Annotated in this window: 27 protein-coding genes and 1 tRNA gene; 10 read left to right on the top strand and 18 right to left on the bottom strand. The window is 56.0% G+C overall.

From position 1 onward, the window contains the following. Nucleotides 1-104: 104 nt before the first annotated feature. The 8 genes from rplS to GRI39_RS02385 all read right to left on the bottom strand — a co-directional run bounded on the left by rplS (nt 105) and on the right by GRI39_RS02385 (nt 5,031). Nucleotides 105-488, bottom strand: a complete 384-nt coding sequence (gene rplS, locus GRI39_RS02420; protein ID WP_160738087.1) for a 50S ribosomal protein L19 — start codon at nt 486-488, stop codon at nt 105-107. 5 nt (nt 489-493) lie between these two features. Next, a complete protein-coding gene (gene trmD / locus GRI39_RS02415) occupies nt 494-1,231 on the bottom strand; it encodes a tRNA (guanosine(37)-N1)-methyltransferase TrmD (RefSeq protein WP_160738086.1) in 738 nt (245 codons plus the stop codon). A 43-nt stretch (nt 1,232-1,274) separates the two neighbouring features. Further along, the gene (locus tag GRI39_RS02410) at nt 1,275-1,664 is read right to left on the bottom strand and encodes a DUF5818 domain-containing protein (RefSeq protein ID WP_160738085.1); all 390 of its coding nucleotides are present in this window, start codon (nt 1,662-1,664) and stop codon (nt 1,275-1,277) included. Between the two features lie 16 nt (nt 1,665-1,680). Next, nucleotides 1,681-2,178, bottom strand: a complete 498-nt coding sequence (gene rimM, locus GRI39_RS02405; RefSeq protein WP_160738581.1) for a ribosome maturation factor RimM — start codon at nt 2,176-2,178, stop codon at nt 1,681-1,683. After that, a complete protein-coding gene (gene rpsP, locus GRI39_RS02400) occupies nt 2,178-2,588 on the bottom strand; it encodes a 30S ribosomal protein S16 (RefSeq protein WP_160738084.1) in 411 nt (136 codons plus the stop codon). Before rpsP ends, rimM begins: the two co-directional genes overlap by 1 nt. Before the next feature lie 33 nt (nt 2,589-2,621). Then, nucleotides 2,622-4,070, bottom strand: coding sequence for a signal recognition particle protein (ffh, locus tag GRI39_RS02395; protein WP_160738083.1), 1,449 nt, complete (start codon nt 4,068-4,070; stop codon nt 2,622-2,624). Between the two features lie 347 nt (nt 4,071-4,417). Further along, nucleotides 4,418-4,493 (bottom strand) — tRNA-Ala (locus GRI39_RS02390). Nucleotides 4,494-4,713: 220 nt separating this feature from the next. Then, nucleotides 4,714-5,031, bottom strand: a complete 318-nt coding sequence (locus GRI39_RS02385; RefSeq protein WP_160738082.1) for a TIGR02300 family protein — start codon at nt 5,029-5,031, stop codon at nt 4,714-4,716. Between the two features lie 233 nt (nt 5,032-5,264). On the opposite strand from GRI39_RS02385, the gene aroA reads away from it, so the two are divergent. The 3 genes from aroA to GRI39_RS02370 are packed head-to-tail and all read left to right on the top strand — an operon-like array spanning nt 5,265 to nt 7,488. Next, the gene (gene aroA / locus GRI39_RS02380) at nt 5,265-6,584 is read left to right on the top strand and encodes a 3-phosphoshikimate 1-carboxyvinyltransferase (RefSeq protein WP_160738580.1); all 1,320 of its coding nucleotides are present in this window, start codon (nt 5,265-5,267) and stop codon (nt 6,582-6,584) included. Beyond that, nucleotides 6,584-6,874 (top strand): CBU_0592 family membrane protein, encoded by a 291-nt coding sequence (locus tag GRI39_RS02375; protein WP_160738081.1) that lies wholly within the window; start codon nt 6,584-6,586, stop codon nt 6,872-6,874. Before aroA ends, GRI39_RS02375 begins: the two co-directional genes overlap by 1 nt. Then, nucleotides 6,871-7,488: a (d)CMP kinase gene (locus GRI39_RS02370; RefSeq protein ID WP_160738080.1), complete on the top strand. Its 618-nt coding sequence runs from the start codon at nt 6,871-6,873 to the stop codon at nt 7,486-7,488. Before GRI39_RS02375 ends, GRI39_RS02370 begins: the two co-directional genes overlap by 4 nt. A 10-nt stretch (nt 7,489-7,498) precedes the next feature. Here GRI39_RS02370 and GRI39_RS02365 read toward each other — a convergent pair whose 3' ends face one another. Further along, nucleotides 7,499-7,807, bottom strand: coding sequence for a DUF3291 domain-containing protein (locus GRI39_RS02365; RefSeq protein WP_160738079.1), 309 nt, complete (start codon nt 7,805-7,807; stop codon nt 7,499-7,501). 11 nt (nt 7,808-7,818) lie between these two features. Next, the gene (locus GRI39_RS02360) at nt 7,819-7,959 is read right to left on the bottom strand and encodes a hypothetical protein (protein ID WP_160738078.1); all 141 of its coding nucleotides are present in this window, start codon (nt 7,957-7,959) and stop codon (nt 7,819-7,821) included. 539 nt (nt 7,960-8,498) lie between these two features. Here GRI39_RS02360 and rpsA point away from each other — a divergent pair. The 3 genes from rpsA (at nt 8,499) to gloB (ending at nt 11,475) form a co-directional block, all read left to right on the top strand. Continuing rightward, nucleotides 8,499-10,202, top strand: coding sequence for a 30S ribosomal protein S1 (gene rpsA, locus GRI39_RS02355; protein ID WP_160738077.1), 1,704 nt, complete (start codon nt 8,499-8,501; stop codon nt 10,200-10,202). A 92-nt stretch (nt 10,203-10,294) separates the two neighbouring features. After that, nucleotides 10,295-10,714: a GFA family protein gene (locus GRI39_RS02350; RefSeq protein ID WP_160738076.1), complete on the top strand. Its 420-nt coding sequence runs from the start codon at nt 10,295-10,297 to the stop codon at nt 10,712-10,714. After that, nucleotides 10,711-11,475 carry a hydroxyacylglutathione hydrolase gene (gene gloB / locus GRI39_RS02345; protein WP_160738075.1) on the top strand — a complete coding sequence of 255 codons (765 nt, stop codon included), beginning with the start codon at nt 10,711-10,713 and terminating at the stop codon, nt 11,473-11,475. Before GRI39_RS02350 ends, gloB begins: the two co-directional genes overlap by 4 nt. Before the next feature lie 122 nt (nt 11,476-11,597). Here gloB and GRI39_RS02340 read toward each other — a convergent pair whose 3' ends face one another. From GRI39_RS02340 to GRI39_RS02305, 8 genes are all read right to left on the bottom strand, one after another. After that, entirely contained in the window at nt 11,598-12,173 is a 576-nt protein-coding gene (locus tag GRI39_RS02340) for a F0F1 ATP synthase subunit B family protein (RefSeq protein WP_160738074.1), read from the bottom strand. After that, entirely contained in the window at nt 12,166-12,660 is a 495-nt protein-coding gene (locus GRI39_RS02335) for a F0F1 ATP synthase subunit B family protein (RefSeq protein ID WP_160738073.1), read from the bottom strand. Before GRI39_RS02335 ends, GRI39_RS02340 begins: the two co-directional genes overlap by 8 nt. An 88-nt stretch (nt 12,661-12,748) precedes the next feature. After that, nucleotides 12,749-12,976 (bottom strand): F0F1 ATP synthase subunit C, encoded by a 228-nt coding sequence (locus GRI39_RS02330; RefSeq protein ID WP_160738072.1) that lies wholly within the window; start codon nt 12,974-12,976, stop codon nt 12,749-12,751. A 47-nt stretch (nt 12,977-13,023) separates the two neighbouring features. Beyond that, the gene (locus GRI39_RS02325; RefSeq protein WP_343033274.1) at nt 13,024-13,812 is read right to left on the bottom strand and encodes a F0F1 ATP synthase subunit A; all 789 of its coding nucleotides are present in this window, start codon (nt 13,810-13,812) and stop codon (nt 13,024-13,026) included. Nucleotides 13,813-13,867: 55 nt separating this feature from the next. After that, the gene (locus tag GRI39_RS02320; RefSeq protein WP_160738071.1) at nt 13,868-14,185 is read right to left on the bottom strand and encodes an AtpZ/AtpI family protein; all 318 of its coding nucleotides are present in this window, start codon (nt 14,183-14,185) and stop codon (nt 13,868-13,870) included. A 137-nt stretch (nt 14,186-14,322) separates the two neighbouring features. Continuing rightward, nucleotides 14,323-14,724 carry a YdbL family probable chaperone protein gene (locus GRI39_RS02315; protein ID WP_160738070.1) on the bottom strand — a complete coding sequence of 134 codons (402 nt, stop codon included), beginning with the start codon at nt 14,722-14,724 and terminating at the stop codon, nt 14,323-14,325. A gap of 38 nt (nt 14,725-14,762) precedes the next feature. After that, nucleotides 14,763-15,008, bottom strand: a complete 246-nt coding sequence (locus tag GRI39_RS02310; RefSeq protein WP_246204831.1) for a YnbE family lipoprotein — start codon at nt 15,006-15,008, stop codon at nt 14,763-14,765. Beyond that, nucleotides 15,005-18,217 (bottom strand): intermembrane phospholipid transport YdbH family protein, encoded by a 3,213-nt coding sequence (locus tag GRI39_RS02305; RefSeq protein WP_160738069.1) that lies wholly within the window; start codon nt 18,215-18,217, stop codon nt 15,005-15,007. The genes GRI39_RS02310 and GRI39_RS02305 overlap by 4 nt, the downstream gene beginning before the upstream one ends. 104 nt (nt 18,218-18,321) lie before the next feature. On the opposite strand from GRI39_RS02305, the gene radC reads away from it, so the two are divergent. From radC to pyrF, 4 genes are all read left to right on the top strand, one after another. Further along, the gene (radC, locus tag GRI39_RS02300) at nt 18,322-19,029 is read left to right on the top strand and encodes a RadC family protein (protein ID WP_160738068.1); all 708 of its coding nucleotides are present in this window, start codon (nt 18,322-18,324) and stop codon (nt 19,027-19,029) included. Between the two features lie 98 nt (nt 19,030-19,127). Beyond that, nucleotides 19,128-20,438: an adenylosuccinate lyase gene (gene purB, locus GRI39_RS02295; RefSeq protein ID WP_160738067.1), complete on the top strand. Its 1,311-nt coding sequence runs from the start codon at nt 19,128-19,130 to the stop codon at nt 20,436-20,438. A 98-nt stretch (nt 20,439-20,536) separates the two neighbouring features. Continuing rightward, entirely contained in the window at nt 20,537-20,935 is a 399-nt protein-coding gene (locus tag GRI39_RS02290) for a LapA family protein (RefSeq protein WP_160738066.1), read from the top strand. Continuing rightward, a complete protein-coding gene (gene pyrF / locus GRI39_RS02285) occupies nt 20,932-21,606 on the top strand; it encodes an orotidine-5'-phosphate decarboxylase (RefSeq protein ID WP_160738065.1) in 675 nt (224 codons plus the stop codon). Before GRI39_RS02290 ends, pyrF begins: the two co-directional genes overlap by 4 nt. Nucleotides 21,607-21,661: the final 55 nt, after the last annotated feature.

The following is a 21,661-nucleotide window of genomic DNA, read 5'->3' as shown; positions in this document are numbered from 1 at the left end:
AGCCAGTCCCCGGAAAGTTCAGTCAGGCAGAAATGCAAAAAGGGCACCTTAGCTGGTTAAGCCAAGGCGCCCTTTTCGTAAAATGCTTCAAGCGGTTTAAGGGATTATTTTCCCTTGTTGGCGCCTGGTGCATCACGCCGCTCAGCAATACGAGCGCGTTTACCTGTGCGGCCACGCAGATAGTAAAGCTTCGCACGACGAACGATACCGCGACGAACCACGGTGATCGAATCGAGGTTAGGCGAATAGAGCGGGAACACACGTTCCACGCCTTCACCGAAGCTCATCTTGCGCACAGTGAAGTTGCTGCCCATTGCGCGGTTCGACCGGGCAATGCACACGCCTTCGAAATTCTGGACACGTTCGCGCGTGCCTTCGACAACGCGGACACCCACGCGGACGGTATCGCCTGCGCGGAAGTTGGGAATGTCTTTCCCTTCGCTAAGTTGCTCGATCTGTTCTTTTTCGAGCTGCTGGATAAGGTTCATGAGACCTATTCCTTATGATCTTGCTGCGCGCCAGAGGCAGACAGGTCCCGAACACCACCATGGCGCTCCCAAAGGTCCGGCCTGCGTAACCGTGTGTCTTCATGCGCGCGTGTTTTTCGCCACGCGGCAATCTTCGCATGATCCCCCGATCGCAACACTTCAGGGATCCTGCGCCCTTCCCATTCAACAGGTCGGGTGAATTGGGGATATTCGAGCAATCCTTCTTCGAAAGATTCCTCAGTCCCACTATCAGAGGCGCCCATTACGCCGGGAAGCAAGCGAATGCAAGCATCGAGAATCATCAGTGCCGCAGGCTCTCCGCCAGACAGGACGATATCGCCCACCGCTACTTCTTCAACCTCGCGCCCTTCGAAGATCCGCTCGTCAAATCCTTCAAACCGGCCGCATAGAATCGTCACCCCCGGCCCTGCTGCCAGTTCACGGATACGCGCTTGCGTAATCGGCTTCCCGCGCGGGGTCATGGCGAGCACCGGGCAATTAGGCTGCCGTTCACGCGCATGGTCAATCGCCGCGGACAGCACATCCACTTTCAGCACCATGCCCGCCCCGCCGCCTGCCGGCGTATCATCCACCGTGCGGTGCTTGTCAGTGGCAAAGTCACGCACCTGAACACAATCGAGCGACCAGTCGCCGCGTTCCAACGCGCGGCCTGCAAGGGAAACGCCCAAGGCTCCGGGAAACATCTCAGGATATAGGGTCAGAATGGTTGCTGCAAAACTCATGGAGCAAGCCCCTAGCCCGCTCCGCCGCGAAGAGCCAGAGGGCTCAGTCTTCGGCCGGCGCTTTGAGTGTTTCGATCTTGGTCGGTGAAATCGTGCCCTTGCCCTGCATACAGATGCTCATGGCGGCAACGTTGCCGCTGACTTTCACATAATCACCAATTTTTGCTCCGGAATCACCGAGACTGAGCGCCCACATCTCGCCATCATCGGTCTGCAGCACCGGGCATTCGATACCCTGCCTGACCCAACCTTGCTTGGTGATCATCTCCGATTCGCCGCCATTACCAGCATCAGCAGGCGGATGTCCGGTGCTGGCAGTGCCTTCATTGGCGCAGCCAGAGAGGCTCACAACCCAGACAAGGCAAAGCGTAAAAAGAGGAAATGTGATTTTCATGTGAGGCAAAACCAGCAAGATGCCGTTTTGTGCCAGCAAGAACGCTCAGACGAGCTTAGAGATCGGTGAACTCAGCGGCCACAACAAGACGTTCTGCATTCCATTCAGGAACCGCTTCAACACTCATCGGAATCATGAAGCGCTTGCCATCAGGTCGTTCGATTTCGACCACATCACTGGCGCCGAAATTATCAATCGCCACCACGCGGCCCAATTCTTCGCCGCTATCGCTGACAGCCAGAAGCCCCAGCACATCGGCGTGGTAGAATTCGCCCTCTGCCAATTCCGGCATTTGCGAGCGCGGAACAGTGAGCACCGTGCCGCGCAGCTTTTCGGCTGCATTGCGGTCCGCCACTTCGGCAAAACGCGCCACCGCGCCGCCCTTATTGTCGCTGCGAATTTTCTTCAGCGTCAAAGCGCCGTCGTTGAAGGCCTTGTAGCTCTTGAGAGCATCAACGCCTTCACCGAACAGCTTCAGACGGACTTCACCCGTCACACCATGGGCACCGCTGACGGCTGCCAGCGTAACGGGTTTGGTCCGGTCCAAGGAAATCAACCTTCAGTCGTTTCCTCGGTGGCTTCTGGAGCCGGAGCTTCTGCAGCAGCCTTGGCAGCTTCTGCAGCTTCAGCGACCTTAGCAGCCTTTTCTTCAGCGCGTTCCTTGGCCTTTTCGCCAGGTTCAGCCTTCTTGGGGTTGTTGCGCGGCGCGCGTTCCTTGATGCCAGCCTTGTCGAGGAAGCGAGCAACACGGTCAGATGGCTGGGCGCCAACGCCGAGCCAGTAACGCACGCGATCTTCATCAAGCTTCACGCGGTTTTCATCATCCTTGGCGAGCACTGGGTTGTAGATACCAACCTGCTCAAGATACTTACCATCGCGCGGGCTGCGGGTGTCGGTTGCGACGATCCGGTAATAAGGACGCTTCTTAGCGCCGCCACGTGCGAGACGAAGACCAATTGCCATGTAAACTAACCTTTCTAAACTAAATCTTTGAGATTACTTCTTTTTCAATAAATTCTGGAGGTCGGCAGGTATCTGGCCGCCACCCATTCCGGGAAGGCCACCTTTGCCCCCGCCAAGACCGGGCATGGCAGCATCAAGACCGCCCTTGCCGAACAATGCGCCAAGCCCCTTGAGGCCGCCCATCTTCTTGATCTGTTTCATCGCCTTGCCCATTTCCTGATGCATCTTGAGCAGGCGGTTAATATCCTGCACCTGAGTGCCCGAGCCGGCTGCCACACGGCGCTTGCGCTTGGCGTTGAGCAAGGCAGGATTGGCGCGTTCCTTGGCCGTCATCGAACCGATGATCGCATCCATCCGGACCAGCACATTATCGTCCATGCCTGATTGCTGCATCGCTGCCTTGGCCTTCTTCATGCCCGGCAACATCCCGGCAAGCATTCCAAGGCCGCCCATATTCTGCATCTGGCGAAGCTGGGTGCGAAGGTCGTTCATATCGAACTGCCCCTTCATCATCCGCTCGGCCATACGGTCAGCATCTTCCTTTTCGACGACCTGTGCCGCACGTTCCACAAGGCTGACGACATCGCCCATGCCAAGAATACGATTGGCCACCCGGCTCGGATGGAAGGCTTCCAGCGCATCGAGCTTTTCGCCCGTACCGGCAAATTTGATCGGCTTGCCCGTCACCGCACGCATGGACAGCGCCGCACCGCCGCGCGCATCGCCATCCATCCGGGTGAGGATCACACCGGTCAGATCAATTTCTTCACTGAAGTTCTGCGCGACATTCACCGCGTCCTGACCGGTCAGCGAATCGACCACCAGCAGCACTTCATGCGGCTTGGAGATCGATGCGACGGCCTTCATTTCCGCCATCAGTGCTTCATCGACATGCAGGCGGCCCGCCGTATCGAGCAAAAGCACATCCGCGGCCTGCAAACGGGCCGATTCCATCGCCCGCTTGGCAATATCCACTGGCTGCTGCCCGGTGATGATGGGCAGAGTGGAAACATCCACCTGCTCACCCAGAACCTTGAGCTGCTCCTGCGCTGCGGGACGGTTGACGTCGAGCGAGGCCATCAGGGCCTTCTTGCCATGCTTCTCACGGATCATCCGGGCGAGCTTGGCTGTCGTCGTCGTCTTACCAGAACCTTGCAAGCCGACCATCATGATGACGACCGGCGGCTTGGCATCAAGATCGAGCGGTGCGGCGTCTTCACCGCCCAGCATGGCGATCAGCTCGTCATTGACGATCTTGACGACTTGCTGGCCCGGCGTGACCGATTTCAGAACGCTATGGCCAACGGCTTTTTCAGTGACCGCATCAATGAAGCTGCGGGCAACGGGAAGCGCAACATCGGCTTCCAGCAGCGCGATACGCACTTCACGCATGGCATCGCGCACATCCTGTTCACCAAGTGCGCCACGGCCACGAAGGCGATCAAATACGCCGGTCAGACGATCAGAAAGGCTGTCAAACATGTCCGTCCTTTACTCCTGCCCGGCGCCTTCAAGAAAAGCTAAAGGCGTCAAACGCGAAAAACGCCGGCGGACGAAACCTCGTCGGCCAGCGTGGGGATTATCCCCGCGATGTATATCAATCAAACCCGGTTCTATGGCCGCGTTCGGGGGCCTAAAACCACAAGCCCCTATAAAAAGCAAGCAAAACTGCGCGAAGCGGCAATATGTATAGATCCGGCAAACGCAAAAGGCACAGATCAGCAGCAAGACTTGCTTAGATATTGATTGATTGCGGAGAAGACCACGCCTCAAGCAGCGAAGCGATAGGCAGAAAAAACCTCAAGCAGCAAAGCGGTAGGTTGATAAAATGGTGGAGCCTAGCGGGATCGAACCGCTGACCTCTACAATGCCATTGTAGCGCTCTCCCAGCTGAGCTAAGGCCCCATCTCATTTCAAGCAGCACATTCTGGGAGAATGTGCCGTTTTCCGACTTCAGGAAGTGTGTTCCTGCGTTGGAGGCCCGCCATCTATGCGGGTGGCTGATTCTTGGCAAGAGCCTTTTTGACAAATTTCAGACTTTTCGCTGAAATTATCACTTGGCCAGAAACAATACGGCCCCGCCTTCACAGGCAGGGCCGGATATATTCAGCAAAATGCGTGACGATCAGTTTTCGTCTTCATCGTCATCCTTCGAACTGGAAACGCCGAGATCATCATCGCCGCCAAGATCGACATCATTATCGGGCGAATCATCATCGTCATCGATATCTTCCAGATCATCATCTGCAAGATCCGAATCCGGCTCTTCCTTCTTGGACTTTTCTTCTTCAAACGGGACCGGCTGCTTGGATTTGAGCACCGGCTCAGGATACCATTCATTGCCGCATTCAATGCAGACGACCGGCTCGTCCTTGGTCAGATCGTAAAAGCGTTCGCCGCATTTCGGGCAGCTACGCTTGGACCCCCATTCAGCCTTGACCATTCCATTATCCTTAAACTGGCAGCACCTTCTCGGCGCGCGCGCAAAACTTAGTCTGACTTGATGGTGACAGATCGCTCCAGAATCAAGCACCTCAATCACAAGGATGATCATGAGCTTCCATCACAGGCTGGCGCGCCTTGCCATAGGGCAATCGCGCTGTCAAAAGCCGCCCCTCATCTCCTTATAACAAAGATAGAACGCCTGTGTCCCATTCTTCCTCCGCCGAAAACGCCATGCAGCCCCGCCGCTTCTCGCCGGCAGGTGCCCTCAAAGGCACGATCCGCGTGCCCGGAGACAAATCCATCAGCCACCGCTCGCTGATGTTTGGCGCGCTGGCGGTAGGCGAAACGACTGTCACCGGCCTGCTGGAAGGCGAAGATGTGATGGCAACCGCGGCCGCGTTGCGATCCATGGGAGCCACCATCACCCGCTCCGGCGAAGGCGAATGGTCCATCGATGGCGTCGGAGTCGGCTCCTTGCTGCAACCGGGCGAAGCGCTGGATATGGGCAATAGCGGCACGTCCACCCGTTTGCTGATGGGCCTGGTGGCCAGCCACCCGATCACCGCCTGCTTCATTGGCGATGCCAGTCTCTCCAAGCGCCCGATGGGCCGGGTGAGCGAACCCTTATCGCAAATGGGGGCAGAATTCACCACCAGCCCTGGCGGCACATTGCCGCTGATGCTGCGCGGGATCAGCCCGGCCGTGCCGATCACCTACCGCCTGCCAGTCGCCTCGGCACAGGTCAAAAGTGCCATCCTGCTCGCTGGCCTTAACACCGCAGGCATCACCCGCGTGATCGAACCTGTCCCCACCCGTGACCATACGGAACGGATGCTCAAAGGCTTTGGGGCGGATCTGTGGGTTGAGGAAGAAAATGGCGAGCGTGTCATTTCCATTCGCGGCGAAGCAGAGCTGCAACCGCAGACCATCGCCGTACCGGGAGACCCCTCCTCCGCCGCCTTCTTTGCCGTGGCCGCGCTGATCGTGCCGGGAAGCGATGTGCTGATCGAGAATGTCGGCCTCAACCCCACCCGCGCCGGATTGTTTGAGGTGCTGCGCCAGATGGGCGGCAGTATCGAAGAGGTGAACCCACGCGAAGTGGGCGGCGAACCAGTGGCAGACCTCCGCGTCCGTCATTCCGCGCTGAAGGGTATTGTCGTCGATCCCGCCATCGCACCAAGCATGATTGACGAATTTCCCATCCTCTTCGTTGCCGCCAGCGTGGCAGAGGGCACCACCATTACCTCGGGCCTCGATGAATTGCGGGTCAAGGAATCGGACCGCCTCAGCGCTATGGCCACCGCGCTCATCGCATCGGGCGCGCAGATCACCGAACAGGAAGATGGGCTGACCATCCAGGGCACCGGCGGCGCACCACTGGCCGGAGGGGCTAATGCCCCGGTCACCACCCACCTCGATCACCGCATTGCCATGAGCATGGCCGTGGCAGGCCTTGTCACACAAGGCGGAATTATGGTGGATGACACGCGCCCCATCGCCACCAGCTTCCCCAATTTCCAGCCCCTGTTTGACCAGTTGCAGGCCGGCTAATGTCTCCCGCAACCGCCAATATCTTCGGCTTTGCAGGCATGTTCTGCATTATCTTTGCCTATGGCTATGGCACAATGAAAGCCGCTCCCAACCCCTTCATCCAGCATGGGGTTAATCTGACGGGCGCCTTGCTGCTGACGGTATCTCTGCTGGTGAACACCAATCCGGCGTCGCTGACGCTGGAGTTTTTTTGGGGTGCAATTGCGATCTATGGCCTGTTTCGCGCTTTGCGAGAGCGTAAACAGGCCCACATCACCAAAGCCAATCCGATAGAGGACCGCCAGGCATGATTATCGCAGTTGATGGCCCCACTGCTTCGGGCAAAGGCACCATCGCCAAAGCCCTCGCTGCGCATTTCGGCCTGCCCCATCTCGACACCGGACTGCTTTATCGCGCGGTCGGGCGGCAAGTGGTGCTGAACGGCGGCAATCCGGATGATCCAGCAGATGCCCTTGCCGCCTGCGCTTTCCCGGAAAGCCTGCTGGGCGAAGCCATCTTGCGCTCAGAGGAAACCGGTGGCCTCGCCAGTAAAGTTTCGGTCCACCCACAAGTCCGCCAGGCCCTGTTCGAACGTCAGCGCGCCTTTGCCACTCAGGCTGGCGGCGCAGTGCTGGACGGGCGCGACATCGGCACGGTGATCGCCCCCGAAGCCAAGGTAAAGCTGTTCATCACCGCCAGTGTCGAAGCCCGCGCAAAGCGCCGCTTTCTCGAAATGCAGGCGCGCGGCGAGACGGTCACCCTCAACGCCATTGCGCAAGATCTCGAAGCCCGCGACCTGCGCGACCGCAATCGTACACAAGCGCCACTTATTCCCGCCCGCGATGCCTATCTGATCGACACCAGCGCCTTGGGTAAGGATGACGCTATTCAGGCAGCGATCGAGGTGGTGGAAGCGGCGCAATAAAGCGTTACTGCTATTCACCCCGCGGTGAAATGGGAGTCGAACGGGTAGTTCGCGGTGCGCGATAGCGCAATTCACGATGCTGAGGCGTTGGGTGAAGCACTTTTGATGGCCTGCCCGCTTCCCGCATCCGGGCGTCTGCTTCAGTCCAATCCGGCAAAGCCTGCGTCTCCTGATGCCAATGCACCACGCTGGCTTCATCACACCAATGCATGAGCCTGGGCATGACTTTGGCATGTGCCCCGCTTTTCATGAACGCCCGCATATCGCTTTCATCGCGCCAAAGCGTCATGGTCCAGAACGTCCGCTGACGATCTGGCAATAATGCACCCTTCAAAAAACCTTCTGCAATGCACCCTTCAAAAAACCTTCTGCCCGGCGCGTTTGAGTGGTGGTCTTCAATGCGTAAAAGCCAAAGCCCGGCATAAAGCGAAGTGAGCGAATACGCAGGCGAGTGAGACTAAGGAACGGCATAGGATAGGGTCATTCTCTCGTCAGAAGCACTGATCCGGCATAGCATTGATTGTCACACACATGGGCATAAAGATGAGAGCCTGCATGCAGTTCAGACAGTGACTGGATTCCCGCCTTCGCGGGAATGACGATATGGGGGGACACACCAAGCCTCTCAACAGCAGCCATACGCCCCCTGCACCCAAACCTTCGTCATTCCCGCGCAGGCGGGAATCCAGAGAAACAGCCAAGCCTCACCCCGAAAATCACCCAAACCTTGCATTTCCCAACATAATCGCTTATGCGCGCCCCGTTCGACGGGTTTGTGGCCCGCTTCGGAAATGGCAGGGCCGCGTGAGACGGTCTTTCAAGATACATGCGGATATGCGCCCTCGCCGGTTTACACCTCAGCGATGCTCACGCCCTTAGCCAGTTTCCCAATCAAGCCACACGCTCCAAGAACGCCTGCAATGGCGTCCGGTCATGTGGGCAGTTCGGCCAAAAGACCAGCGGAGACAACCGCTTGGCCGGAATATAATAGTGTTAGGAACCCATTTTCTATGGCAACTTCGCCAAACCCAACCCGCGATGATTTCGCGGCTCTACTCGACGAACAGCTTGGCTCGGCTGACGATGGTGGCTTTGAAGGCCGCGTCGTTAAGGGCACCGTTACCGCAATCGAAAACGGCATGGCGCTCGTCGATGTCGGCCTCAAGAGCGAAGGCCGCATCTCTCTTAAAGAATTCATGCGTGGTGAAGACGATCACGGCCTGAGCGTTGGCGCTGAAGTCGAAGTTTTCGTTGACCGCGTTGAAAATGCTGACGGTGAAGCCATGCTCAGCCGCGACCGTGCACGTCGCGAAGCTGCATGGGACAAGCTGGAAAGCGAATTTGGCGAAGGCAAGCGCGTCGAAGGCCGCATCTTCGGCCGCGTCAAGGGCGGCTTCACTGTTGATCTCGACGGTGCCGTGGCCTTCCTGCCCGGCAGCCAGGTCGATATCCGCCCCGTGCGCGATGTTGCCCCGCTGATGGACATGCCGCAGCCTTTCCAGATCCTCAAGATGGACCGTCGCCGCGGCAATATCGTCGTTTCGCGTCGTGCCGTTCTGGAAGAAACCCGCGCCGAACAGCGCAGCGAACTGATCGACAAGCTGGCTGAAGGTCAGGTTATCGAAGGCGTTGTGAAGAATATCACCGATTACGGTGCCTTCGTTGATCTGGGCGGCATTGACGGCCTGCTGCATGTCACCGACATGAGCTACAAGCGCGTCAATCACCCAGGTGAAGTGGTCAACATTGGTGACAGCGCCACTGTTCAGATCATCCGCATCAATGCTGACACGCAGCGCATCAGCCTCGGCATGAAGCAGCTTGAAAGCGATCCATGGGAAGGCGTTGGCGCCAAATATCCGGTGGGCATGAAGGTTTCCGGTCAGGTTACCAACATCACCGAATATGGTGCTTTCGTGGAACTCGAAGCTGGCATCGAAGGCCTGGTTCACGTTTCCGAAATGAGCTGGACGAAGAAGAACGTTCACCCCGGCAAGATCGTTTCGACATCGCAGGAAGTCGAAGTGGTTGTGCTCGAAGTGGACGCCGAAAAGCGCCGCATCAGCCTCGGCCTCAAGCAGGCTCAGCGCAATCCTTGGGAAGAATTCGCCGACAAGCATCCGGTGGGTTCGAACGTCAAGGGCGAAGTCAAGAATGCGACCGAATTCGGTCTGTTCATCGGCCTCGATGGCGACGTGGACGGCATGGTCCACATGTCCGACATCGCTTGGGGCATCTCGGGTGAAGACGCTCTTGCCCTGCACCGTAAGGGTGAAGAAGTTGAAGCCGTTGTTCTCGACGTGGACGTTGAGAAGGAACGCATCAGCCTCGGCATGAAGCAGCTTGAGAAGGGCGCACCGGCAGCCGCTGGCGCATCCGATTCGCTGAAGCGCGGTGCCATCGTCACCGTCACCGTTCTCGAAGTTCGCGATGGCGGCCTCGAAGTTCAGGTTGGCGAAGATGGCGCAACCGGCTTCATCAAGCGCTCGGATCTTGGCCGTGATCGTGACGAACAGCGTCCTGATCGCTTCCAGACCGGCCAGAAGGTCGATGCGATGGTCACTGGCTTCGATCGTTCGAAGAAGCCAAACTTCTCCATCAAGGCGATGCAGATCTCCGAAGAAAAGCAGGCTGTGGCTCAGTATGGTTCGTCCGATTCGGGCGCATCACTTGGCGACATCCTCAGCGAAGCACTGAAGCAGCAGGACGACTAAGGTCCCCTGCCCCTTCAAGGGTTTTTGAGAAAGGTCCGGCAGCTTCGGTTGCCGGGCCTTTTCTTATGGGTAACAGGGATTAGATTGGAGGGATGGACAAACCCCGCCACGCAAGCTGCCAATGCGGTGTCCTTTCCGCCGCCATCAAACCGGGGGCAGAGCATCAGACGGTGCTGTGCCATTGCAGCGATTGCCAGAAACGTTCTGGCTCCCCATTTGGCCTTGCAGCCTATTTCCAGCGCGATGCTGTGGAAGTGACGGGCGAGGCAAAGGAATTTTCGCGCAGGACGGCAACCGGTAGCGAACTCACCAATGGCTTCTGCCCGCAATGCGGCAGCACACTCTACGTCAAGCTCAAGCGCAAACCCGACCTGCTGGGCATTCCGGTGGGCGCTTTTGCCGATCCAACCTTCCCCGCGCCATTGCGGGCTGTCTGGGCGCAGGATCAGCATAGCTGGATCACCCTGCCCACCGGGCTCAAAACATATCAGCGAGGAACTGACGGCTCATGACTACTCTCACCATCCACCAATTCCCTTGCCTGTCCGATAATTACGGCTTCCTGCTGCATGACAATGCCAGTGGAGAAACCGTCTGCATCGATACACCCGATGCCAATGCATATCTGCGCGAAGCCAAGGCAAAAGGCTGGGCGATCACGCAAATCTGGAACACCCACTGGCACCCCGATCACGCTGGCGGCAATGAAGCGATCAAGGCCGCAACTGGCTGCTCCATCACCGCACCGGCTGGCGATGCAGCTAAGATTGCGGGAATTGATCGAACAGTAAGCGGCGGCGATCAGGTGATGATTGGAAATTACGCCGCACAGGTGATTGATGTCGGCGGCCACACGCTTGGCCACATCGCATATTTTTTGCCCGAAGCTGAAATGGCCTTCGTAGGCGATTCGCTTTTTGCGCTGGGTTGCGGCCGCATGTTTGAAGGCACCGCTCCTCAGTTCTGGGAAAGCCTCTCACGGCTCAAAACCCTTCCCAGCAATACGCTGATTTATTGCGCGCATGAATATACTGCGGCCAATGCGAAGTTCGCGCTTCATGCTGATCCGGAAAACAGGGCGCTTGCCGAATATGTGCAAGAGATTTCCAACAAGCGGGCGAAGGGTCAGCCGACGGTTCCAACATTGTTGGGCCGAGAGTTGGAAACCAATCCATTCCTGAGGTCAGATGTCCCCCAAATGCAGGCCCGCTGGGGCGGCACTCAGCCTGATGAGACTTTTGCCGCTCTCAGAGCCGCTAAGGACAGCTTCTGAACCTTTAGACGGCTTTCAGGCACCCTTGTGTCACGCTGTGTGTCCGTTATCGGAAGCTGCTCCGGACATGAAAAAGGCGGCCTGAAAGCCGCCTTTTATCAATTGCTTACAGTCTAAACCGATCACAAAGCTGCGATGGTTTCATCCACTTTCTGACGGTCCGTTTCAGCCTGATAATTTTCAGCGATCAGCCCCCGCGCTGCCAGTGCAGCAGCCGAAGCAGCCTCTGCACGAAGATCTTCAATTGCACCGCGTTCAGCAGCAGCAATCTTGTCTTCGGCCATTTGCTGACGGCGGATAATCATTGCTTCCGTATCAGTCCGGGCACGCTCGACAATGGCGGAAGCCTCCGTCCGGGCATGTTCCAGCATAGCTTCTGCATCTTTCTGCGCGCCGGCAATTTTATCGGCATATTCCTGCCGCAAAACCTCAGCTTCTGCGCGAAGTTTCTTCGCTTCATCAAGCTGTTCACGGATGGTTTGAATGCGGGAATCAAGGCCACCACCAATGGCCTTATGAACCTTGCCGACCGCAAAAGCGATGATCAGCAGAACCAGCATGGAAACGGAAACCCACTGAAAAGCCTGAAGGCCAAAAGCGGTGGGTTCTTCATGCACGGTCACGTCATGTTCAACGGTAGCATGTGTTTCCACGGGTGTATCCTGCGTCGTAAAAATGGTTTCGGGCGCATTAGCCATGGATCATAGCTTTCCTGACCGCGGCCGAAGCGCTGGCTTCAGCGATCTGCATACCGGTAAGGCGCAAGACGATGTCTTGAGCAGCATCACTGGCAACAGCTTGAATTTCAGTTTCAGCCGCCGAACGGGCAGTTTCAATGCGGTGTTCAGCTTCTGCAAGTTGCGCATCGATCTGCTGCTGAGCAGCAGCCAATTTCTCTTCGGTCTCATGCGCGGCTTTATCCTTGGCTTCATTCACCATAGCATGCGCTTGAGCACGATTTTCATTTTCCCGCTGGCGCCAGGCTTTTTCCTGAGTATCGGCCTCATTGCGAGCAGCTTCAGCAGCCGCGAGGTCAGCCGAAATTTGGCTGTCACGCTGCGCTACAGTGTCCATCACCTTAGGCACCATACCGCGCCCAACAAGAAAGAAGACTAGGCCAAAGAAGACCAGAAGCCAGAATATCTGACTCGAATATGTATCAGCGAGCTGTGCTATCTGGGGCATCGGTCACATCCGAATATGTGCGGGAACAAATTGAGAGGTCCGGCCGGAATGATCATCCGGCCGGCTCTGTCAGTGCAATCAGTCGGTGTTAAGCGACGAAAAGCAGGATGATCGCGACAACGAACGACAGCAGGCCAAGAAGTTCAGCGGCAGCAAAGCCGATGAACAGGCGACCCTGCTGCGCGTCTGCAGCACCTGGGTTACGAAGTGCACCTTCGAGGAACTTGGCGAAAACATTACCCACACCCAGCGAGGCAATGCCTGCGCCAATCGCGGCAAGGCCAGCACCGAGCAGCTTTGCAGCTTCTGCGTCCATTACTAAACTCCTTTGTTTAATTCGTGTAACTAGGTTGGTTCTCAAACTCAGTGAAGATTTTCAGCGTCATTGATATAAAGCGAAGTCAACAATGCGAAAACATATGCCTGGATGCCAGCAACCAGGATCTCCAATGCGCAAATCGCGATCATCAACAGGAAGGTCGGGATCACAACAATCACGCTGGTCAACAGGCCGTTATTGAAGCCGGCGATGACAAAGCTCGACAGCACTTCCAGCAAAAGGTGACCAGCCATCATGGCGACAAACAAACGCAGCGCAAGGCTGAACGGGCGCACCATGAAGCTCGCCAGTTCAACAAAAAAGATCAGCGGCATCATCAGCACAGGCGTGCCATGCGGAATGAAAAGAGAGAAAAAGCGCAAGCCATGCTTCGCAAAGCCGACGATCAGCACAATCGAAAAGGAGATCAGTGCAAAGATGCCGGTTACTGTGAAATGGCTGGTAAAGGTGAAGGGATGAACACCCACAACGCCAAGCGGGACAAGACCCAGCAAGTTGGCAAAGAGGATGAACATGAAGAGCGAGAAAACATAAGGCACATATTTGCGCCCGGCTTTGCCGATATTTGCTTCGAGCATATCATCGACGAAACCGGTGAAGCTTTCCACCGCCATTTGCCAGCGGCCCGGAACCAGCTGACGCTTCATGCCGCCAAACACAAATATCCACAGCGCAAGGGCAGCGATGCCCATCCACAACGCGCTGTTTGTGAAAGCAATATTATACCCTGCGAGCTCCCAATGTTGCGAACCGAAAAGCGGTTGAATCGCAAACTGGTGCATCGGGTCAATTTTGGCTTGATCGGCTGCCACTTGATCGCGTCCCTACCCTAAACGCCTAAAACTCAACCTCCCGAATCCGTTAGGACTATTCAGGAGGTCGGCTCGAAATCCGTATTATATTCCTGAAGGCAACGATAACCCCAAGGGCTAGCATTCCCAACAGTCCCCAAGGCTCTGTACCAGCTACCAGGTCGATCACCCAACCGATCGCAGCACCACCTATCAGACCCCCCAGCAATTCCGCAAGAACCCGGTTGCCCATGCGATAGCTCGCATCTGCACCCTTCGCTCGTGGCTGGTTGCGTTTATCTTCCCGCTCTCGAGCAGCTTTAAGCCGCTCATCAAGCGTGTCGATGCGCGCATCCTCGCCGATGGGGTCCTCTGCGAGTTTCTTTTCACTCATAACCGTACTCCTTAAAGGAGAAAACGGCACAAGCAAACATGCTCCTCGCCGAGGGCGCCGTCCCCTTAGGCGGGGGGTGTTTTCAAGTCAACCGGCTGAGAGCGCTTGAGAGATACTTTAATGCAACACAGGCAGGTTTATGGGCAACGCGAATCGCGATCTGGCGCAGCGCTTGTGCGTGTTTTCCATTCGCCACTTGGCGCCTGGTATTTTTCACCAATATCTGTCCGTGCAATCGCCAGACAGCCTGCAGTAAAAGCATATTCCTGCAGGGTTGCGTTGGCAGCCTTGGCTTTATCTGCATAAACTGCACGGCGGCGGATGTTGATGTCATCAACCATGGCCCGCAATTCGCTGGACCCAGCCCCGACTATACCAAGGTACCCATCGGTTTTTTCACCGACTTGCCCTGATGCGCGCGCCTTTTCGTAGGCCGGGTCTCGCTGAGCCATGGCAGGGCTAGCCACAGCGCCAAGAGCGACAGCAGCCATCGCGCTCATAAGCGCTGATCGTGTCCATTTGCGTTCTGTTTTCGCCATCATTTGCATCCTGTTGCCAATATGATCTGACAGACATTTCAGAAAATGTCAGAATTTTCCTTAATCGTGTTTCCAGCATCTTCTGCCAGACGATATATTACTTCCTGCGTAATGTTGATATTCAACTCGATGACGATCGGCTTCTCCGGTGCATTGACCGAGATACACCCGCCGAGCGACATCGCACTGAGCGCCAGCATTCCGTTTGTCACCGCACTGTGCCTGAAAAGAAAGCCTGGCAATCTGTTTGGCGGCAGCCGGTCATTCGATCTGGCATGCATCATGGCATTTCCTCGCTTTCGGGGGGCTGAATGGTTTTTTTGCCATTCATTTCTGCCCCATCTGTCTTTTCTTCAGCCTCACCCGAAGTCTGATGTCGTATAATTGTCCCGTCACTATTCAGCAGACCCAATTCGCGCGGGTCACGCACAGCAGTAGGGTCATAGAGCGAACGCAGTGATCCCAGCAGTTTGTAGAACCGGCCACGGATATTGACGTCAAACCGGATCGGCAGGCGGGCAATCCTGCGCGTAATGAAATTACTTTTCGCGCCTTTACCCTGTTTGACGCCATCAAAGCGCACTCGCGTTACAAGCTCGCCTGTCAGGTCACCATCAACAGCAATGCGCATCTGCGAATAATCAAGTGAACGCAGTGTGTTGAAAGCGAAGTTCGCCATTGTCGACAGGTCTTCATAAGTGAGCTCCCCGACATAAGAAACATTGCCGCCCGGAGGCCTTGAAACCAGCAACCCATTTTCAATGCGGCCAGTCTCACCTTCAAAAACCACAGGCAACTGACCATCAAAAGTGCCTGTCGCATTGAGATTACCAAGGTCCATCTGTTCGATGAAGCGTGCAGCATCCAACCCCCGGATATGAAAGGTGTAGCGCCGTATTTCATCTTTACCAAAGGTGACTGTCACAGGGTCCAGTTGCAGCGTGCCGCCAAGAAACGGCCATACGCCTCCCTTCACATCCAGATAGGTCGCATCACGCAGTTGAAGATCGACTTTGCCGTCATAGACTTCAATACCCGGATTAACCGAAGCGATGGTAATTTGCTGATCGGGCGCCGTGGTCAGCGCCAGCAGGTCAGTGAAAACCAGCGTGCCGGAAACGCCCTGAACAGGCCCGAATGGAGCGGCAAAATCCAGTGCAGAGCTAGAAAAACGGCCTGAGCTGGTAACACCTTTGTCATTCCAGTCGATCCGGCCATCACCTGTCACCACACCAACGACATTAGCAACCACACCCAGCGCAAGTGGCGTGAGCTTCGTAATTTCAAGATCCTTGTCCAGAACAAGGCCCGGCACCTTGATATCAGCCTGGCCGCTGCCATTGCCCAGATCATGCCGGATGGACAGTTTCGTTACCAAGCGCTGACTGGTTGGTTCAAACAGGTCTGCATGTGCTGTAATGAGGTTATCATTCAGTGTTAGTTCTGCCCCGTGTGAGACAAGCGGTTCAAAGCGATGGGGCGATGCCCGATCCTTCAGGCGAAAGTGCCCTTGCTCCAGATGAAGGATACCATCGGTATATTTCCAGTCCCCGCCCGCTTGGATGATATCGAGAGGAACAGCCGCAAGTTTGACGTCTGCGCCAGCAAATTGCCCGCTAACTTTATTGTCGATATGGGCTATAAAATCACTGAGCTGGAAGCGATTGGCCGCCTCATCAGGGCCGAGCGTTACTGTAACATCTTGCGCTGAAACAGTGCCAGGATAGGCGATACCGAGCGGCCCACCTTCGATAGCAATATGCGTTTCACCAAGAGTTCCGCTTAAGTCGATTGATGGTGTTCCAGCTGCAACCTTCAAACCGTCCTTGCCGTAACGCAAAATCGGTTCCCCTCTCGATGGACAGAGTTGCAGGCGTTCATGATCAAATGCGAGGCTTGCCAATTCAAGCCGGTCAAAGCGCAATTCGGCACATTTTCGCCACAAGGACAGGCCTTGCGATGATGACCAACTCCCGGAAAGTGGAACTTCCAGCGCCTTGGTGAAGCCGCCCGGCAAAGCCCCATCCGCCAGAATTGCGCCACTAAATCCAATCGGGCCGTCTGCCGATTGGGTAACAAGCAATTGGGGCAAGGCAATACTGCCGCCATCCGCTTCATAACGGTTCATCCGAAGGCGCAGATAAGCTTTGCCTGATGCCAGGCGCTCCATCCGCCCGGCGATACGAGGAAGCCCGTCACCCCCAGTCGCAAAGTTGCCGAACAAGCGAGGCGTTCCAGATGATGAAAGGCCCATCTGAAATCGTGATAGGGACAATAATGTTGCGCCATCGGAACTGCGCAGACTTGCCCGCGGCACGACCAGGCTTGCAACATTGTCATCGCGCTGAACCTTGAAGTCGGCAGTCAAAGAACTGTTGCGCGTCTGCTTTGCCAACTCTCCGTCGATCCGGGCAAAAATGGGCCCCAACATCGTCTTCTGGCTGGATTGCCCGGCCTGCTGGAGCAGAGATTTATAATCATCGCCAAGACGAACGCCCTTACCGTCGATCTCCCCTGACAGGGCAATCTGGCGGAATTTTTGGCGGGTCCGCAACTCTCCATCGACCGAAAGCTTGTCCGCCAGCACCTGAGGCGTGATCACTTGACCTACGCCGACATCGTAATGTGCCGTTATATCGGTATTGCGAAAAGTAAACCGCAGTGCGCCACCCAAGTTTCGCGCGTGATAATCACTGAATTTCAGCACTTTACCGCTTACACTGCCTTCAGCTTCTATTCCTTTCAGGCTTTTATCGACTTTTAGGTCAAGCTGCATTGCCAGCGCATTCAGATTGAGATCGAGCGCTTTACAATGTGCTCTCTCCAACCGGAGCGGCCCTTTGAATACAGGCTGCTGCGAATCGATTCCAACTTTGCCGTAAAGCGATACGCGGTCCAGTTGGCAGCCTTTGGCATCGAGCTGCGGCGCTACAGCGGCCAGTTCGCCAGCAAAACCACTGCGCAAATTGCCAGCGCCCGACAGCTTTACGCCGACATTGCCGTAATCAGTCTCGATTTTCGCCCGCGCATCATCCAGTTTCAACCGATAGTCCGGAAATTCAAAAGAGCCGCCATCACCAGAAAAGAGCACTGGGTCCAGCGCTCCAAAGCTTAGACTACCCTTACGGTAGGAACCGAAAAGGCGCAGCCCCTCCAAATCAATCTCATCAATGCCGGGAATGCCAAAACGCGGGCTGATCAGAACAACGGCACGGTCAAGCGTCAAGTCAGGTTTAGCAGGATCACCGATCACGACATGCCGTAGCACCTGCCGACGCGGGCCGATTTCCTCGATCTCATAGCTTGCATCAAGCCCCATGGATTTGAGCTGACTTGTGATCAATCCATCGACAATCGTCTCCCGATTCACCCATGTGACCAGAAGCACTGCAGAGATAAGAAACAGGCAAACAGCAGCAAACCATCGCCAAAAATGGCGTTTGGTTAGGCTATCCTTCGCCTGATTGTCCCGATCCTGACCATGTGGCGGCATCGGGCGACACTTGCGCGGAAGAATCGCTAAAGGCAATCCAACTTTGATAAAGCTCGTATATAAAGCGAAAAAATACGGCCAGAGACCAGAGAGTGGATTGATGAATGTCAGACAGCACCCCTCCCCTGACGACCACGCCCAAACATTCCGGCACTGGCCATCGAGCAAGATTGCGCCAGCGTTTGCTGGAAGGCGGCGCTGAAGCACTCGCAGACTATGAAGTGCTGGAATATCTCCTTTTCGCCGCACGCCCACGCGGGGATACCAAGGCCACTGCCAAGGCACTCATCGCCCGGTTTGGCTCCCTTTCACGGGTGTTGAATGCAGATTGGAAAGCGCTCGCCAGTGAAAATGGCATGGGCGAAGTCAGCGCAGCTTCATTAAAAATCGTCGCGCTTGCCGCCCGGCGCATGGCCCGTAGTGAAATGCAGGAAAAACCAGTTTTAGGAAGTTGGCAGGCACTACTTGATTATTTAGCCATCGATATGGCCCATCTGACAGTGGAGCGCGTCCGCATCCTCTATCTCGACAATAAAAATCGCCTTATTCTCGATCATCATCTGGGAGATGGAACAGTGGACGAGGCAACTATTCACCCTCGTACAGTGATCCACAAAGCCATGGAGATTGGCGCAAGCGCGCTCATTCTCGTTCATAATCATCCCAGTGGTAATCCAGAACCCAGCAAGGCTGACATTCAGATCACCAATCGTATCGCTGAAGCAGGCAGATTATTGGGTATTTCGATCCACGATCATGTCATTGTCGGGCGCGAAGGGCATGTATCCTTACGAGCGAAGGGATTGATTTGATATGTTCGCCATCGCCCAAAGCCTTGCCATCGCGGCCATGTCAGACTAGCCGCGCAACCAATCCTTAATTCTCAACGACACGCTTTTCGGAGTTACTCATGGTCCCTCGCTACGCCCGCCCGGAAATGACTGCTATCTGGGAGCCGGAAGCGAAATATCGCATCTGGTTTGAAATCGAAGCCCATGCGACCGAAAAGCTGGGTGAATTGGGCGTTGTCCCAAAAAGCGCCGCTGAAGCGCTGTGGGCATGGTGGAACACCAACCCCACAGTCGACGTCGATGCTATTGACGCGATTGAAGCGGTCACCAAGCATGACGTGATCGCCTTCCTCACCTGGGTTGCGGAAAATGTCGGCGATGAAGCGCGCTTCATGCACCAGGGCATGACCAGTTCGGACGTGCTGGACACAACTCTTGCTGTGCAGCTTGCCCGCTCGGCAGACCTGTTGCTGCAAGACCTCGACCTGCTGCTTGCCGCTATCAAGCGCCGCGCAGAAGAGCATAAATACACACCGACCATCGGCCGCAGCCACGGCATTCACGCAGAGCCCGTCACTTTTGGCCTCAAAATGGCTGAAGCCTACGCTGAATTCTCACGCAACCGCGCTCGCCTTGTCGCAGCGCGGGAAGAAATCGCGACTTGCGCCATCTCGGGTGCTGTAGGCACTTTCGCCAATATCGACCCTTCAGTGGAACAGCATGTTGCCGATGCACTTGGCCTCAAGATTGAGCCTGTCTCCACGCAGGTTATTCCGCGTGATCGCCATGCGATGTTCTTTGCGACCCTTGGTGTCATCGCCAGCTCAATCGAACGCCTGTCGGTTGAAGTGCGCCACCTGCAACGCACCGAAGTTCTCGAAGCAGAGGAATATTTCTCTCCCGGCCAGAAGGGTTCCAGCGCCATGCCGCATAAGCGCAACCCGGTGCTGACGGAAAATCTGACTGGCCTTGCCCGCATGATCCGTTCTTACGCTCTGCCAGCAATGGAAAATGTCGCGCTGTGGCATGAGCGTGATATTTCGCACTCTTCGGTCGAACGCTATATCGGTCCCGATGCCTGTATCACGCTCGACTTCGCGCTGGGCCGCCTCACCAATGTGGTCGATAAGCTGCTGGTTTACCCGGAACGGATGCGCAAGAACCTCGATAAGATGGGTGGTCTGGTGCACTCCCAGCGTGTGCTTCTGGCTCTAACACAGGCTGGTGTTAGCCGCGAAGACGCTTATCGTCTCGTGCAGCGCAATGCGATGAAGGTCTGGGAAAGCGACGGCACACTCTCACTCCTCGAACTGCTCAAAGCGGATGAGGAAGTGAAAGCTGCGCTGAGCGATGAGCAACTCGAAGAAAAGTTCGATCTCGATTATCACTTCAAGGAAGTGGACACGATTTTCAGTCGCGTTTTTGGTTAAACCATATCCGCCTGGAAAGCCTGGTTTAGAACTCAGGCTTTCTTTCTCGCGCCGTGACGGGTAGTTTCGGCGCGAGAGGACATCAGGAGACAACCGTCATGAGAATTATCCGCACGATCATCTGGGTTGTGATCATGGTCGCGCTCGTCTTCTTCTCTTACTTCAATTGGAAACCGGTTGAAGTAAAAATCTGGGATGGTCTCATCCTTGAGACACGCACTCCTGCTCTTGTTGTCATCGCTTTCCTGACCGGCCTTGTCCCGATGTGGCTGGTACATCGTGGCAGCAAATGGCAGCATCAGCGCCGAATTTCCTCGCTTGAGAATGCAGCACGTAATGCAGCCGCCGCTTCCGCTCCAGTACTACCAGCGACAAGCTCTACCACTGTAACTGAAGAAGTAGCTCCCAAGGTCGGCTATCAAACGGCAGATGCCAGCCCTTCGGTCAAATCAGTGCTTGCCGGCAATCCAACCAACGATAAGCAAGATCCCGCATGACAAATCCTGTTTTCCTCGCGCTTGATGTTCCCCAGATTGACGCTGCAAAAGCGCTTGCCCAAAGTGTGGGGCCGCATGTTGGCGGGTTGAAACTTGGCCTGGAATTCTTCTGTGCCCACGGGCCGCAAGGCGTTCATCAGATTGCCGAACTTGGGCTGCCGATCTTTCTTGACCTAAAACTACACGATATTCCCAATACTGTGGCGAGTGCCATGCAGTCTATCAACGTGCTGAAACCTGCCATCGTCACCGTTCACGCAAGTGGTGGGCGCGCCATGATGGAAGATGCCAAGGCCGCGGCTGGCGAACAATGCAGAGTGGTCGCAGTCACCATGCTGACCAGCCTCGATCAGAACGATTTGATCAATACAGGCATCGGTGGCACACCGCATGACCACGTGATGCGCCTCGCCGAACTGGCAGAAAAGTCTGGGCTCGACGGCATTGTTTGCTCAGGGCAGGAGATTAGCGCAGTCCACAAACAGTGGAAGCATGGCTTTCATGTCGTTCCGGGCCTGCGCCTTGCATCTCATGCCACTGGAGATCAGAAGCGGACTGTCACACCACGTGAAGCGCGCGATAATGGCGCGAGCGTATTGGTGGTAGGCCGCCCGATCAGCCGTGCCGAAGACCCGGCGGCCGCTGCTCGTGAAATCGAAGCAACGCTCTGAGCTTCCGCACAGACAAAGGTAACGCAAAAAGGCGTGTGCTGATTGCTTGAAATAC

It is taken from the genome of Altericroceibacterium indicum (genome assembly GCF_009828105.1).
Classification (GTDB): Bacteria; Pseudomonadota; Alphaproteobacteria; order Sphingomonadales; family Sphingomonadaceae; genus Altericroceibacterium; species Altericroceibacterium indicum.
This window is presented reverse-complemented; position numbering and strand designations above follow the sequence as displayed.

Bases quoted from the DNA above. Each gene is read 5' to 3' on its own strand.
- GRI39_RS02330 (WP_160738072.1), bottom strand. From the start codon at position 12,976: ATGGACGCAGAAGCTGCAAAGCTGCTCGGTGCTGGCCTTGCCGCGATT.
- GRI39_RS02335 (WP_160738073.1), bottom strand. From the start codon at position 12,660: ATGCCCCAGATAGCACAGCTCGCTGATACATATTCGAGTCAGATATTC.
- trmD (WP_160738086.1), bottom strand. From the start codon at position 1,231: ATGAGTTTTGCAGCAACCATTCTGACCCTATATCCTGAGATGTTTCCC.
- rplS (WP_160738087.1), bottom strand. From the start codon at position 488: ATGAACCTTATCCAGCAGCTCGAAAAAGAACAGATCGAGCAACTTAGC.
- GRI39_RS02360 (WP_160738078.1), bottom strand. From the start codon at position 7,959: ATGCCGTTCCTTAGTCTCACTCGCCTGCGTATTCGCTCACTTCGCTTT.
- GRI39_RS02290 (WP_160738066.1), top strand. From the start codon at position 20,537: ATGAGAATTATCCGCACGATCATCTGGGTTGTGATCATGGTCGCGCTC.
- rpsA (WP_160738077.1), top strand. From the start codon at position 8,499: ATGGCAACTTCGCCAAACCCAACCCGCGATGATTTCGCGGCTCTACTC.
- GRI39_RS02385 (WP_160738082.1), bottom strand. From the start codon at position 5,031: ATGGTCAAGGCTGAATGGGGGTCCAAGCGTAGCTGCCCGAAATGCGGC.
- GRI39_RS02310 (WP_246204831.1), bottom strand. From the start codon at position 15,008: ATGATGCATGCCAGATCGAATGACCGGCTGCCGCCAAACAGATTGCCA.
- GRI39_RS02320 (WP_160738071.1), bottom strand. From the start codon at position 14,185: ATGAGTGAAAAGAAACTCGCAGAGGACCCCATCGGCGAGGATGCGCGC.
- GRI39_RS02315 (WP_160738070.1), bottom strand. From the start codon at position 14,724: ATGGCGAAAACAGAACGCAAATGGACACGATCAGCGCTTATGAGCGCG.
- pyrF (WP_160738065.1), top strand. From the start codon at position 20,932: ATGACAAATCCTGTTTTCCTCGCGCTTGATGTTCCCCAGATTGACGCT.
- purB (WP_160738067.1), top strand. From the start codon at position 19,128: ATGGTCCCTCGCTACGCCCGCCCGGAAATGACTGCTATCTGGGAGCCG.
- GRI39_RS02370 (WP_160738080.1), top strand. From the start codon at position 6,871: ATGATTATCGCAGTTGATGGCCCCACTGCTTCGGGCAAAGGCACCATC.
- GRI39_RS02340 (WP_160738074.1), bottom strand. From the start codon at position 12,173: ATGGCTAATGCGCCCGAAACCATTTTTACGACGCAGGATACACCCGTG.
- GRI39_RS02375 (WP_160738081.1), top strand. From the start codon at position 6,584: ATGTCTCCCGCAACCGCCAATATCTTCGGCTTTGCAGGCATGTTCTGC.
- aroA (WP_160738580.1), top strand. From the start codon at position 5,265: ATGCAGCCCCGCCGCTTCTCGCCGGCAGGTGCCCTCAAAGGCACGATC.
- radC (WP_160738068.1), top strand. From the start codon at position 18,322: ATGTCAGACAGCACCCCTCCCCTGACGACCACGCCCAAACATTCCGGC.
- gloB (WP_160738075.1), top strand. From the start codon at position 10,711: ATGACTACTCTCACCATCCACCAATTCCCTTGCCTGTCCGATAATTAC.
- GRI39_RS02305 (WP_160738069.1), bottom strand. From the start codon at position 18,217: ATGCCGCCACATGGTCAGGATCGGGACAATCAGGCGAAGGATAGCCTA.
- rpsP (WP_160738084.1), bottom strand. From the start codon at position 2,588: ATGGCAATTGGTCTTCGTCTCGCACGTGGCGGCGCTAAGAAGCGTCCT.
- ffh (WP_160738083.1), bottom strand. From the start codon at position 4,070: ATGTTTGACAGCCTTTCTGATCGTCTGACCGGCGTATTTGATCGCCTT.
- GRI39_RS02350 (WP_160738076.1), top strand. From the start codon at position 10,295: ATGGACAAACCCCGCCACGCAAGCTGCCAATGCGGTGTCCTTTCCGCC.